We start from the raw sequence: 13,676 nt of genomic DNA, 5'->3' as shown, positions 1-13,676 counted from the left end.
ATAATAAATAATAATAAAAACGGGGTGGAATATACATGAAACAATCTTTATCATTTATACCTACAATGCGTGAAGTTCCATCCGATGCGGAAATACTTTCACATCAACTGCTCCTGCGTGCAGGATTTATACGACAAAACGCAAGCGGCATCTATTCGTATCTACCTCTAGGGAAAAAAGTTCTCAGTAAAATAGAACTGATTATTCGTGAGGAAATGGAAGCAATTGATGCCGTTGAAGTTTTCATGCCCGCATTACAGCAAGCTGAACTTTGGCAGAAAACTGGAAGATGGTATTCGTATGGACCGGAATTGTTTCGTGTGAAAGATCGTCACCAAAGAGATTTTGCTCTTGGTGCAACACACGAAGAAGTCATTACTTCACTTGTGCGGGATGAAGTGAAATCATATAAAAAGCTACCGTTAACACTTTATCAAATACAAACGAAATTTAGAGACGAGCTGCGTCCTCGTTTTGGTCTACTTCGTGGTCGTGAATTTATTATGAAAGATGCTTATTCTTTCCATGCCACAGAAGAAAGCCTTGATGAAAAGTATCAGGATATGAAACAAGCGTACACGAACATCTTTACGAGACTCGGACTTAATTTCCGAACGGTTATTGCCGACGGTGGAACAATAGGTGGTACGGATACTCATGAGTTTATGGCGCTATCTGAAATCGGGGAAGATACGATTGCTTACAGCGATACTTCTCCGTACGCTGCGAATATTGAAATGGCCGAAATGAATACAACATTCGAGAAATCGGATGAGGTTTTATTGGAAGTTGAGAAGATTTCTACTCCAAATATGCAAACGATTGATGATATTGTTTCATTTTTAGACACTGAAGCTACTAAATGCATCAAAACGCTTATTTTTAAAGCGGATGAGAAATTAGTTGCAGTTCTTTGTAGAGGCGATCATGAAATCAACGACATTAAATTGAAAAACGCATTAGGTGCAGATACCGTTGAATTAGCATATGAAGGCGACGTTATAGAACTTCTTTCATGTGGTGTTGGTTCGATTGGTCCTGTGAAACTACCACTCGATTTGAAAGTGATTGCAGATCACGCCATTGCTTCAGTTGTGAATGGAGTGTGTGGTGCAAACGAGGATGACTTCCATTTGATAAACGTCAACCCTGAACGAGACTTTGCAGTAGACCGCTATGCGGATCTTCGTTTTGTTCAAGAAGGCGATACTACACCGGACGGCGAAGGAACAATCAAGTTTGCCCAAGGGATTGAAGTCGGTCATATATTCAAACTGGGCACAACGTATAGTGAACCAATGGAAGGAACCTTCCTAGACAATAACGGCAGAAACCAACACTATCAAATGGGTTGTTACGGTATTGGTGTTTCTCGAATCATGGCAGCTGTTGCAGAGCAGTATAATGATGAAAATGGATTAAAGTGGCCTAAGAATCTTGCTCCATTTAATATTCATCTAATTGCCTTGAATATGAAGGACGAAGCGCAGAAAGATCTTGCAGATGAATTATATAAATTATTAAAGTCCTATCGATTTGAAGTTTTGTACGATGATCGACCGGAACGAGCGGGTGTGAAATTCGCTGATTCAGATTTAATCGGTTTACCAATTCGTATAACTATTGGGAAGAAAGCTTCAGTAGGAATTGTTGAAGTGAAATATCGATCATCCGGAGAATCTACGGAATGGCCGAAAGAAGAAATTACAGAGAAGTTGCAAGCATTTTTTGGAGCTGAATAAATGAAGGAAGGGAAGTCCGGCAATCGGTACTTCCTTTCTTTTTCGCTACTATGAAAAAGGGGGATGCTCATGGACCAAGTGAATGATGGAAAAATGAAACTGCATCTTTTATTACAGCAAATTGAGTTAACAGATGACCAAGTTGTCACCTATTTTGAAAATGCGTCGCTAGAGCGAGTGAGCATACACAAGAAGTCGAGAGTTTGGCAATTCAATTTAAAACTGGACAAACCTTTACCGATAGAAGTATATCGAGTTTTTTCGGAACGAATTAATCAAGCTTTCGCTGCAATTGCAACGATTCGGCTTGAAATTACGAGTGATAATAGTGAAATGGCTGAAGAATCGTTTGCACACTACTGGCCATTTGCTCTTGAAGGAATCAGTGGTATGTCTCCACCGATTCGAGACTTACTGAGCAATCAAAAACCGAAAATGACTGGCGGTAAAATGGTTCTTCTTTGCACAAATGATATGGAACTTCAAACGTTGAAGAGTAAATACGGAAAATTACTTGCGGATGCCTATACTTCTTTTGGTTTTTCAAAACCATTTGTTGATTTCGCGATTTCAGAAGATGATAACGGGGCAGAGGAAGCACGTAAGGCATTTATTGTTGAACGGGAAGCTGAAGAAGAGGAGTATGGCCGGAAAGCTCTTGAGGATATGAAGAAAAGAGAAACAAATCGAAAAGAAACTGGTGCTCCACAGGGGCCGTTTCGACTGGGTACGCCCATTAAAAATGAAGAGCCTATTTTGGAAATTAGGCAAATACAGGATGAAGAACGTCGCGTAACGATTGAAGGTTTTGTCTTCGATGTAGAAGTAAAAGAACTTCGTAGTGGGCGTTCGTTATTAACGATAAAAGTAACGGACTACACAGATTCGATTCTAGTGAAAATGTTTTCTCGAGATGACGAAGATGCTGCACTGATGAAAACATTGAAAAAAGGAGCTTGGGTTCGCGCACGAGGCGGTATTCAAAATGATACATTCGTCCGTGATCTCATCATGATGGCTCAAGATGTTATGGAAGTTTCACCTATAGTTCGGCAAGATAAAGCGCCTGAAAATCGTAAACGAATCGAACTTCACGCTCATACGACAATGAGTCAAATGGATGCTGTAGTATCTGCATCGGCTTTAGTTGAACAAGCAGCAAAATGGGGTCACCCTGCAGTAGCCATAACAGATCATGCTAACGTACAAGCATTTCCTGAGGCGTTTGCTGCTGGGAAAAGGCATGGTGTAAAAGTTATTTTCGGTATGGAGGCAAACCTGATTGATGACGGCGTCCCTATTGTTTATGACGAACAGCATCGGAAGCTAGATGAAGATACATATGTTGTGTTCGATGTTGAGACGACAGGTCTATCAGCTGTTTATAGCACAATTATTGAATTGGCTGCTGTGAAAATAAGGAACGGTGAAGAGATTGATAAATTCGAACGGTTCTCAAACCCGAACCATCCTTTATCTTCAACAACGACAGAACTTACTGGAATAACGGATTCTATGGTAAAAGATGCCCCGCAAGTATCTGAAGTCGTTAAGGAATTTAGTGAGTGGATTGGTGACTCGATTCTTGTTGCTCATAACGCATCCTTTGATATGGGGTTCTTTTACGAAGCGTGTAAACAGGCTGACTTGCCAAGTGTTTCATATCCGGTAATTGACACGCTTGAACTGGCTCGTCTGCTTCATCCGGAAATGGGTAATCATCGATTGAATACCTTAACGAAAAAATACAATATTGAACTCACACAACATCACCGTGCCATTTATGACGCGGAGGCTACAGGTCACCTTTTCCTTAGATTACTTAGTGAAGCTGAAGAGATGGGGATCATTTATTTAGATGATTTCAACAAACATATCGGTGGTGGAGACACGTACAAAAGAGCTCGACCAACTCATTGCACGTTGCTTGCAACAGACGATGAAGGCATAAAAAACTTATTTAAACTGGTGTCGTATTCACATATGAATTATTTTTACAGAGTCCCACGCATACCGCGCTCTTTGCTCGTGAAGCATCGAAAAGGACTTTTGGTCGGTTCGGGATGTGACAAAGGCGAGGTTTTCAACGGACTTATGCAAAAGTCACCTGAGGAAGTTGAGGAAATTGCGAAATTTTACGATTACCTTGAAATTCATCCAAAAGCCGTCTATGCCCATCTCGTCGAAATGGAATTAATTCGTGATGAGTGGAATATGGAAGACATCATGCGGAAACTTATGAAGCTTGGAAAAAAGGTTGGAATACCAGTATGTGCAACTGGAAACGTCCACTATATTGATGAAAACGATGCTACTTTCCGAAAAGTACTCGTTCGTTCACAAGGTGGAGCCAATCCAATGAATCGACATTCCTTACCGGCAGTTCATTTCCGGACAACTGAAGAAATGTTGAAAGAGTTTGAGTTCCTTGGAAAAGAAGTTGCTGAAGAGATTGTAATCGATAATCCCCGTTTAATTTTAGATAAAGTGGGCGATGTTAAACCGATTAAAGATGACTTATACACACCTACGATTGAAGGCTCAGATATCGAAGTTAGAGAGCTAACTTATTCTATGGCACATAAATTGTATGGTGAAGATCTCCCAGAACTAATTACTGAGCGACTTGAAAAAGAATTAAAATCCATTATTGGTCATGGTTTCGCTGTTATTTACTTAATTTCACAGAAACTTGTAAAACGATCTCTTGACGATGGGTATCTCGTTGGTTCTCGTGGCTCTGTAGGTTCATCACTTGTTGCTACGATGATGGAAATTACAGAAGTAAATCCGCTGCCGCCCCATTACACATGTCAAACGTGTATGACAACAGAGTTTTTCTCAGATGGTTCGGTGAGTTCGGGTTATGATTTGCCAGACAAAGCATGCCCTACATGCGGAACGAATTTGAAGAAAGACGGACAAGACATTCCGTTTGAAACGTTTCTTGGATTTAAAGGGGATAAAGTTCCCGATATCGATCTCAACTTTAGTGGAGATTATCAGGCGAAAGCACATAACTATACAAAAGAACTCTTTGGTGAGGAATACGTTTACCGAGCTGGAACGATTGGTACAGTTGCGGAACGAACGGCGTATGGATATGTTAGAGGTTATATGAACGACAATGGTTTGAATATGCGCGGAGCAGAAATCGACCGTCTTGTACAAGGGTGTTCAGGAGTGAAAAGAAATACCGGGCAACATCCCGGTGGTATTATAGTTGTTCCTGATACGATGGATATATTCGATTTTACGCCCATTCAATTTCCTGCTAATGATTTAAATTCTTTGTGGATGACAACGCATTTTGATTTTCATTCGATCGAGAATAATTTATTGAAGCTTGATATTCTGGGTCATGATGATCCTACGATGATAAAAATGTTGCAAGATTTATCAGGCATTGATCCACTGACAATTCCCCCAGATGATGAAGGCGTAATGCAGTTATTTAGTGGAACTACTTCTCTTGGGGTTACACCTGAGCAAATCGGCTGTAAAACTGGAACGCTTGGTGTTCCTGAATTTGGTACACGTTTTGTTCGACAGATGTTGGAAGAAACGAAACCTTCAACGTTCTCGGAACTCATTCAAATATCAGGGCTATCCCACGGGACAGATGTTTGGATCGGTAATGCACAAGAATTAATTAAAAATAAAACATGTGTTCTTTCCGATGTTATTGGTTGTCGAGACGATATAATGGTTTATTTAATATATCAAGGATTGGATCCGTCTATGGCCTTTAAAATAATGGAATCCGTTCGTAAAGGAAAAGGTCTATCACCAGAATTTGAGGCTGAAATGCGCGCACAAAATGTTCCAGCTTGGTACATCGATTCCTGTAAAAAAATCAAATACATGTTTCCGAAAGCCCACGCAGCTGCATATGTGTTGATGGCATTACGGATTGCTTACTTTAAAGTGCATCATCCAATTTTATATTACTCAACGTATTTCACTGTTCGTGCTTCCGATTTCGATCTTCTTGCGATGACGAAAGGTTCAGCGACAATACGGGCACAAATTAATGAAATCAATGCAAAAGGACTTGAGGCTTCTACGAAAGAAAAGAACCTTCTTACTGTTCTTGAAATCTCCCTTGAAATGTGGGAACGAGGTTTTACAATAGCGAAACCTGACTTGTACAAATCGGATGCCTCTACATTCATTATAGATGGGGATTCGTTAATACCGCCGTTTAACTCAATACCTTCACTTGGAACAAACGTTGCAAATTCAATTGTTGAAGCTCGTAAAGATGGTGAGTTTCTATCTAAAGAGGATTTACAGCAACGCGGTCGAGTGTCTAAAACGATAACTGATTATCTGGATGCACTTGGTTGTCTAGAAGGAATGCCTGAAGCAAATCAGCTGTCCCTGTTTTAACTAGTCATAAAAAAATACATCTTAGTATATAGGCTATTACGCATTGTTTGCAACGTTTTTTATTGTATGGTATGATTGGAACAACTTTTGTAATAGTCTTGCGCAGAGAGAGTGGGATTCCCCGCTCTTTTCTGTTGTTCTGTAGTGTTTTCACTGAATTTTTGGGAGGGATTAGATGACTAAAGTTACGGAAGTGGTCGAGCAACTCGTCAGTCCGATTGTAAACGACTTAGAATTGGTACTTGTAGATGTTGAGTATGTCAAAGAAGGTAGCGATTGGTTTCTGCGTATCTATATCGACACACCGAGCGGAGACATCGATATTGATCAATGTGCTCTCGTCAGTGAAAGACTTAGCGATGAACTTGACCGCACAGATCCTATCGTAGAAAATTATTTTCTTGAGGTGTCATCACCTGGTGCTGAAAGACCACTTAAAAATGAAACGGACTTTCTGAATGCAATTGGGCAGTATGTTTTCGTTAAAACATATGGACCAATTGATGGGATGAAAGAGTTCGAAGGTTATTTGCTTTCATATGGCGACGACGTAGCAGAAGTTGAAATACGTATTAAAACGAGAAAAGTAAGTGTCTCAATAGACAAAGAAAAAATTGCATTGGCACGTTTGGCAATCGACTTTTCCTCATAATTGAATATAGGAGTGATTAAACATGAGTAGTGATCTACTCGATGCATTAGTGGCCCTTGAGAAACAAAAGGGTATTTCTAGAGAAGTTTTAACCGAGGCAATTGAAGCCGCTTTATTAACCGCTTATAAAAGAAACTTTAATCAAGCACAAAACGTTCGAGTCGATTTAAATCTTGATAAAGGTTCAATGAAAGTTTATTCACGTAAAGATGTAGTTGAAGAAGTTGAAGACGATCGTCTACAAATTTCTTTAGAAAAAGCACAAGAAATCAATCCGGCTTATGAACTTGCTGATATTGTTGAAGAAGAAGTAACACCGAGAGATTTTGGTCGGATTGCCGCCCAGACAGCAAAACAAGTTGTTACTCAACGTGTGCGTGAAGCAGAACGCGGTATGATATATGAAGAATATGTGGATAGAGAAGACGATATTGTAAATGGTATTGTTGAACGCTTAGATGCCCGAAACTTATACGTAGGACTCGGTAAAGTAGAAGCAGTACTTCCTGTAGGAGAACAAATCCTAACGGAATCATATGAACCTCATGATCGTATTAAAGTATATATTACAAAAGTTGAACGTACATCACGTGGTCCACAAGTGTTTGTATCACGAACACATCCAGGTTTATTGCGTCGATTATTTGAAATGGAAGTACCTGAAATTTTCGAAGGAATTGTTGAAATTAAAACGATCGCTCGTGAAGCAGGAGACCGTTCTAAAATATCGGTGCATACGAACAATGACGAAGTCGACCCGATTGGTTCATGTGTTGGAGCAAGGGGAGCACGTGTACAATCCATTTCTAATGAATTGAATGGTGAAAAAATAGACATCGTTGAATGGTCTGAAGATCCAGTTGTTTTTGTTGGTAATGCACTAAGTCCTTCAAAAGTACTTGACGTTCAAGTAAGTGAAGATGCAAGATCAACGACTGTCGTTGTCCCAGATTATCAATTATCACTAGCAATTGGTAAAAGAGGACAAAATGCGAGACTTGCTGCTAAGCTAACGGGTTGGAAAATTGATATTAAAAGTGAAACAGATGCTCGTGAACTTGGTATCTATCCACCAGAAGGCGCTGAAGTCATAGTTACTCATGAGATTTCGGAAGATCCTTATTTCGAGGAAGAAACGTCAACGGATACTGAAGATGTTACAATCGATTTATACTCAGACGACGAGGCCTGATAAAGAAAGGGTGATTACACATGTCGAAAATGAAAAAAGTCCCTTTACGTAAATGTGCGGCAACTGGTGAAATGCTTCCTAAAAAGGAAATGATTCGAATTGTTCTTCCGAAAGAAGGAGAAATTTCAGTCGATCTTTCAGGTAAGAAATCCGGTCGTGGGACATATGTGTCTAAATCCGAAGAGGCAGTCGAAAAAGCACGTAAAAACCGTTCCATACAAAGTCAGCTTGGAACAGCTGTACCTGATCATATTTATGATGAACTTCTGCATGCAATTCGTCGGGAGGCATTAAAATGAAAGATGCTAAAAAGATTTTTCAAATGCTTGGAATGGCGACGCGTGCAAGAATGCTTGTTACGGGTGAAGAATTAGCAATACGAGAAGTTCGTAACGGAAATGCGCGTTTGGTTATCGTTTCAAATGACGCATCTGCGAATACGATTAAAAAAGTTACTGATAAATGTTCATTTAACAACGTTGAGATGCATGTCTTTGGTAATCGAGAAGAAATCGGACATGCAATTGGGAAAGAATCGCGAGTGGTCCTCGCAATTACGGATGCCGGCTTTGCCGGGAAATTATCCGAGCTCCTCAACGAATATAACCGGGGGTGAGCCAATGACGAAAATACGTGTACATGAATACGCGAAAAAAGTGAATCGGTCGAGCAAGGAAGTTATCGATGAGCTTACAAAAATAAATGTTTCTGTAACAAATCATATGTCAACAATAGATACTGAAGCGATTTCGAAACTTGATCAATCATTTGGTAGTAAAAGTAAAACAACACCAATTGTGAAAAGTGGCGAACAAAAAGAAGTAGCTAAAAACTCTAAAATTCCTGGACCAAATCGTCCAGCACCAACAAGTGGAGCTAAACGTCCAGCATCAACGGGTGGAGCTAATCGTCCAGCATCAACAGGTGGAGCTAGTCGTCCAGCGTCAACGGGTGGACCTAGTCGTCCGGCATCAACGGGTGGAGCTAGTCGTCCAGCGTCAACGGGAGGAGCTAGTCGTCCAGCCTCAACGGGTGGACCTAGTCGTCCGGCATCAACAGGTGGTCCGAGTCGTCCAAACTCCAACGCTCCTACGAGCTCAACTGGTGGCGGAACTGCTCCTAGACCAACAGGCGGTCGTCCTCCACAAGGTGGGGCGCCGAATCGTCGTGGCGGTCGTCCACCTGCAAGAGGTATTAACCAAGGTAGAAGAAGATACCGTCCTGCAAATCCAATTCCAAAAGTGGAGAAGCCATTACCGGAAAAAATCACTTTCTATGAATCACTAACAGTTGCTGAACTAGGTCGTAAACTTGGCCGTGAACCTTCAGGAATCATTAAAAAGTTGTTCATGTTAGGGATTATGGCAACAATCAATCAAGAACTAGATGAAGATACGATTGAGCTGATTTGTGCTGAATACGGTGTGGAAGTAGAAGAAGAAATTCGTATTGACTACACAGACCTTGAAGTGTATTTCGAAGAAGTTGATGTAGAAAAGAATGAAGCTAATGAAATCGAACGTCCACCCGTCGTTACAATTATGGGTCACGTCGATCATGGTAAAACAACTCTTTTAGATTCAATTCGAAATACAAAAGTAACACAAGGTGAAGCAGGCGGTATTACACAACATATCGGTGCATACCAAATCGAAAATAAAGGCAAAAAAATCACATTCTTAGATACACCGGGTCACGCTGCTTTTACAACCATGCGAGCACGTGGTGCAAAAGTTACCGATATTACAATATTGGTTGTAGCTGCAGATGACGGCGTTATGCCACAAACAATTGAAGCGATTAACCATGCAAAAGCTGCAGACGTTCCAATCATTGTTGCAGTAAACAAAATGGATAAGCCAACAGCAAATCCAGACCGCGTTATGCAAGAATTGACGGATCACGGCCTTGTTGCAGAAGCATGGGGTGGGGATGCAATATTCGTACCTATTTCTGCACTTAAAGGTGAAGGAATTGAAGAATTAATCGATATGATTTTACTTGTTGCTGAGGTTGCAGAACTTAAGGCGAACCCTAAAATTCGCGCTCGTGGTACTGTTATTGAAGCGCAACTAGATAGAGGTCGTGGATCAGCTGCAACACTACTAATACAAGATGGAACACTGCATGTTGGTGACCCAATTGTAGTAGGGAACACATATGGCCGTGTACGTGCAATGATAAGTGACATTGGTCGTCGTGTGAAAGAGGCTGGACCGTCAACACCGGTTGAAATTACAGGATTAAGTGACGTACCTCAAGCGGGTGATCGTTTTGTTGTCTTTGAAGATGAGAAAACAGCTCGTCAAATAGGTGAAACAAGAGCAAGTGAAGCAATCCAAGAATCACGTGGAGAGAAAACACGTATTACTCTTGATAACTTATTCGAACAAATGACAATCGGCGATGTAAAAGAATTAAATCTTATCGTCAAGGCAGATGTTCAAGGTACAGTTGAGGCAATGGCTGCATCACTTATGAAGATTGAAGTCGAAGGTGTCAATGTGAAGCTAATTCATACTGGAGCCGGCGCAATCAATGAGTCAGATGTTACACTTGCTGCAGCATCTAACGCAATCGTAATTGGTTTCAACGTACGTCCTGATACAAATGCAAGACGTGCAGCAGAAGCAGAAGGCGTTGATATTCGTCAACACCGCGTTATTTACAAAGTAATCGAAGAAATTGAATCTGCAATGAAAGGTATGCTCGATCCTGAATTTGAAGAAAAAGTGATCGGTCAAGCTGAAGTACGAGAAACATTTGTTGTTTCTAAAATTGGTACAATTGCAGGTAGTTATGTAATCGATGGTAAAATCACACGTGATTCAAGCGTTCGTATCGTTCGCGACAACATCGTTATCTTTGAAGGTGAACTTGATACACTTAAAAGATTTAAAGACGATGCAAAAGAAGTTGCAAAAGGCTATGAATGTGGAATTACAATTAAGAAGTTCAATGATATGAAAGAAGGCGACATTATTGAAGCCTATATCATGCAGGAAATTAAACGTACATGATTGTCTATGCGGAATGTAGTTTCTTCATTCCGATGGTCGCTAATTTAAAGGAAAAGAGATCGGTTTTAAAGCGAATGACAGATCGAACGAAAAATTCATATAATGTGTCCGTCGCAGAAATCGATCATCAAGACCTTTGGCAGCGAACGACAATTGCTCTCGTTGCAACGGCTTCATCAAAAGATGCGGCCGAACGAGAAGTAAGAAGGGCAATTCGCTTTTTGGAATCCAATCCAGAATGGGAATTATCCGAACTTACATTAGAATATTACTGATAGGGAATTGGGGTGACCATCCATGTCAAAACGTGTGAATCGTGTCGCGGAACAAATGAAGAAAGAACTCGGTGATATTATCTTGCAAAAGTTAAAAGATCCGAGAATTGGCTTCGTCACTGTAACGGATGTTGAAGTAACTGGAGATCTTCAACAAGCGACTGTTTATATTTCTGTTCTTGGTAGTAAAAAAGAGAAGGATCAAACACTTAAAGGCCTTTCACAAGCTAAAGGATTTATCCGCACAGAAATTGGCCAACGTATTAGACTTCGAATTACGCCTGAGATTGAATTTAAATTTGACGAATCAATTGCATATGGAAGTCGAATTGAAAGTCTATTGAGTCAAGTGAAAAATGAAAAAGATGAATAACACTAGGGAAGTCGGTGTCCAACAGGACTTTCCGACTTCCTTTCTTACATATAAATCATTGTTTTGAAGGAGTTTTCAGATGAATGGAATACTACCCCTTTGGAAAGAAAAAGGGATGACCTCACATGATTGTGTTTTTAAATTACGGAAAATTCTTGGTACTAAAAAAGTGGGTCATACAGGAACATTAGATCCGAGTGTAGAAGGCGTTTTACCAATCTGTATTGGCCAAGCTACAAAAGTAGCAGAGTACATTACGGATATGGGTAAGGAGTACGTAGCAGTTGTTTCTATAGGGACTTCTACGGAAACGGAAGATGCAGATGGCGCTGTTGTCCAAACAGATTCTTCTCATAAGACAATCAACGTTACTGATATTGAAAAAGCGCTTCAGAAGCTCACAGGAGACATTACACAAATTCCACCAATGTATTCAGCTGTCAAAGTGAACGGACGTAAGTTGTATGAGTATGCACGTCAGGGAATCGAAGTTGAACGACCTATTAGAACGGTGAGCATTCATGAACTTGAATTAATAAATCCTGAAACTGTCTATAGTGGACAAGAGATTACATTTAAAATCCGTATTTCTTGTGGAAAAGGAACTTATATTCGAACACTTGCAGTTCAAATAGGGGAACTTCTAGGATACCCTGCTCATATGGCTTCTCTTGTCCGGACAATTTCGGGAACGTATAGTCAATCTGATTGTCGGACACTTGCTGAGATTGCCGAGTTAAAACAAGAAGATAAAATCCAATCTTTCCTTAAACCACTAGAAGATGCACTTCTTGACTTTCCATCTCTTGAAATAAGTGATGAGTTGTATACTAAAATAGCAGATGGCCAAGTATTAGAAGAACATTCCATTTTCCAAAAAGAACAAGCAGTCGTTTTTACATATAATAAAAAAGCAATTGCCATCTATATCAAACATCCAACAAAGCCTGGTTTAATGAAGCCGGATAAGATGTTTCCGTTGAATATTGTAAGGGGGAACTAATTTGGAAGTTTATAAATTGCACTATCCAGATAAAGTAGAAATTACTACAGACGAACAATTTTCGATGGCTATCGGTTTTTTTGATGGACTTCATAAAGGGCATTCTAAAGTAATTATGGAAGCCCAGAAAAAAGCGGTGGAACTCGGAATACAATCCGCAGTGATGACCTTTAATCCACATCCGTCACATCTATTTGGGGATGGAAAAAACAAAGTAGGTTACATTACTCAAGAAGCTGAAAAACTTAGGATTCTCGAGTCAATGGGTATTGATGCTGTGTTTATCGTCACGTTTGATTGGTCACTTGCAGCATTACAGCCTGAAAAATTTATTGATGTATTTATTAAAAAACTCGGTGTTAAACATGTCACTGCCGGTTTTGATTTTACATTTGGTTCAAAAGGTGCCGGTACAATGTTAGATATGGAACTACTGGCAGATGGCGAATACGGTACAACTGTTGTTCCGAAAGTAGCGGATAGTGAGGAAAAAATTTCTTCAACTCGAATTCGAGAGCTATTATCAGCAGGGGATGTTGAAAAAACGGCATTACTTTTAGGCCGTCAATTCCGAACAGTTGGTATAGTTGTTGATGGTGAAAAAAGAGGTCGTTTACTTGGTTTTCCAACCGCCAATGTATTGCCTGATGTAAGTTCTGTCCTACCGAAGAACGGAGTTTATGCGGTCCGTATGTTCGTGGATGGAGTCGCGTATAATGGAGTTTGTAATGTCGGAGTAAAACCAACATTTAGCAACCCTGAAATCACAAGATCGATTGTTGAAGTCCATGTTTTGGATTTTGAAGGTGACTTGTACGGCAAAGAAGTGATGGTTGATTGGATCAGTCATATTCGTGATGAAAAGAAGTTTGATTCAATTGATGCACTTGTCGAACAAATAGGCAAAGACAAATCAACCGCATTTGAAACTCTTACAGCAATTTAGTATTTGTTGCAATTGTGTAATGTGAGTGGTATTATAAATGAGTGCGAAGAGCACGAACCGCTCCTTTGCAAGGCGAATCAC

At 40.2% G+C, this 13,676-nt stretch carries 11 protein-coding genes; all 11 read left to right on the top strand.

Annotated features, from left to right (window positions below; genetic code table 11):
- Positions 1-35: 35 nt before the first annotated feature.
- The 11 genes from ACFSFY_RS11560 to ACFSFY_RS11510 all read left to right on the top strand — a co-directional run bounded on the left by ACFSFY_RS11560 (position 36) and on the right by ACFSFY_RS11510 (position 13,595).
- Positions 36-1,742 (top strand): proline--tRNA ligase, encoded by a 1,707-nt coding sequence (locus ACFSFY_RS11560; RefSeq protein ID WP_381538179.1) that lies wholly within the window; start codon positions 36-38, stop codon positions 1,740-1,742.
- 69 nt (positions 1,743-1,811) lie between these two features.
- Entirely contained in the window at positions 1,812-6,134 is a 4,323-nt protein-coding gene (locus tag ACFSFY_RS11555; protein ID WP_381538177.1) for a PolC-type DNA polymerase III, read from the top strand.
- A gap of 175 nt (positions 6,135-6,309) precedes the next feature.
- Complete coding sequence (gene rimP / locus ACFSFY_RS11550; RefSeq protein ID WP_381538175.1) at positions 6,310-6,786, top strand: ribosome maturation factor RimP; 477 nt, start codon at positions 6,310-6,312, stop codon at positions 6,784-6,786.
- Between the two features lie 22 nt (positions 6,787-6,808).
- Positions 6,809-7,978 carry a transcription termination factor NusA gene (gene nusA, locus ACFSFY_RS11545; RefSeq protein ID WP_381538173.1) on the top strand — a complete coding sequence of 390 codons (1,170 nt, stop codon included), beginning with the start codon at positions 6,809-6,811 and terminating at the stop codon, positions 7,976-7,978.
- Between the two features lie 20 nt (positions 7,979-7,998).
- Positions 7,999-8,277, top strand: coding sequence for an RNase P modulator RnpM (gene rnpM, locus ACFSFY_RS11540; RefSeq protein WP_381538172.1), 279 nt, complete (start codon positions 7,999-8,001; stop codon positions 8,275-8,277).
- Positions 8,274-8,594, top strand: coding sequence for a YlxQ family RNA-binding protein (locus ACFSFY_RS11535; protein WP_381538170.1), 321 nt, complete (start codon positions 8,274-8,276; stop codon positions 8,592-8,594). The genes rnpM and ACFSFY_RS11535 overlap by 4 nt, the downstream gene beginning before the upstream one ends.
- Before the next feature lie 4 nt (positions 8,595-8,598).
- Positions 8,599-10,998 (top strand): translation initiation factor IF-2, encoded by a 2,400-nt coding sequence (infB, locus tag ACFSFY_RS11530; RefSeq protein WP_381538168.1) that lies wholly within the window; start codon positions 8,599-8,601, stop codon positions 10,996-10,998.
- Positions 10,995-11,273, top strand: coding sequence for a DUF503 domain-containing protein (locus tag ACFSFY_RS11525; protein WP_381538166.1), 279 nt, complete (start codon positions 10,995-10,997; stop codon positions 11,271-11,273). The genes infB and ACFSFY_RS11525 overlap by 4 nt, the downstream gene beginning before the upstream one ends.
- A 22-nt stretch (positions 11,274-11,295) precedes the next feature.
- Positions 11,296-11,646, top strand: a complete 351-nt coding sequence (rbfA, locus tag ACFSFY_RS11520) for a 30S ribosome-binding factor RbfA (RefSeq protein ID WP_381538165.1) — start codon at positions 11,296-11,298, stop codon at positions 11,644-11,646.
- Between the two features lie 79 nt (positions 11,647-11,725).
- Positions 11,726-12,649: a tRNA pseudouridine(55) synthase TruB gene (truB, locus tag ACFSFY_RS11515; protein WP_381538163.1), complete on the top strand. Its 924-nt coding sequence runs from the start codon at positions 11,726-11,728 to the stop codon at positions 12,647-12,649.
- A 1-nt stretch (position 12,650) separates the two neighbouring features.
- The gene (locus tag ACFSFY_RS11510; protein WP_381538162.1) at positions 12,651-13,595 is read left to right on the top strand and encodes a bifunctional riboflavin kinase/FAD synthetase; all 945 of its coding nucleotides are present in this window, start codon (positions 12,651-12,653) and stop codon (positions 13,593-13,595) included.
- The last annotated feature ends 81 nt before the right edge of the window (positions 13,596-13,676 follow it).

Source organism: Sporosarcina siberiensis, assembly GCF_042681925.1.
Taxonomy (GTDB): domain Bacteria; phylum Bacillota; class Bacilli; order Bacillales_A; family Planococcaceae; genus Sporosarcina; species Sporosarcina siberiensis.
This window is presented reverse-complemented; position numbering and strand designations above follow the sequence as displayed.

Excerpts from the sequence above, each read along its gene's own strand:
- ACFSFY_RS11560 (WP_381538179.1), top strand. The coding sequence starts at position 36 with ATGAAACAATCTTTATCATTTATACCTACAATGCGTGAAGTTCCATCC.
- ACFSFY_RS11555 (WP_381538177.1), top strand. The coding sequence starts at position 1,812 with ATGGACCAAGTGAATGATGGAAAAATGAAACTGCATCTTTTATTACAG.
- rimP (WP_381538175.1), top strand. The coding sequence starts at position 6,310 with ATGACTAAAGTTACGGAAGTGGTCGAGCAACTCGTCAGTCCGATTGTA.
- nusA (WP_381538173.1), top strand. The coding sequence starts at position 6,809 with ATGAGTAGTGATCTACTCGATGCATTAGTGGCCCTTGAGAAACAAAAG.
- rnpM (WP_381538172.1), top strand. The coding sequence starts at position 7,999 with ATGTCGAAAATGAAAAAAGTCCCTTTACGTAAATGTGCGGCAACTGGT.
- ACFSFY_RS11535 (WP_381538170.1), top strand. The coding sequence starts at position 8,274 with ATGAAAGATGCTAAAAAGATTTTTCAAATGCTTGGAATGGCGACGCGT.
- infB (WP_381538168.1), top strand. The coding sequence starts at position 8,599 with ATGACGAAAATACGTGTACATGAATACGCGAAAAAAGTGAATCGGTCG.
- ACFSFY_RS11525 (WP_381538166.1), top strand. The coding sequence starts at position 10,995 with ATGATTGTCTATGCGGAATGTAGTTTCTTCATTCCGATGGTCGCTAAT.
- rbfA (WP_381538165.1), top strand. The coding sequence starts at position 11,296 with ATGTCAAAACGTGTGAATCGTGTCGCGGAACAAATGAAGAAAGAACTC.
- truB (WP_381538163.1), top strand. The coding sequence starts at position 11,726 with ATGAATGGAATACTACCCCTTTGGAAAGAAAAAGGGATGACCTCACAT.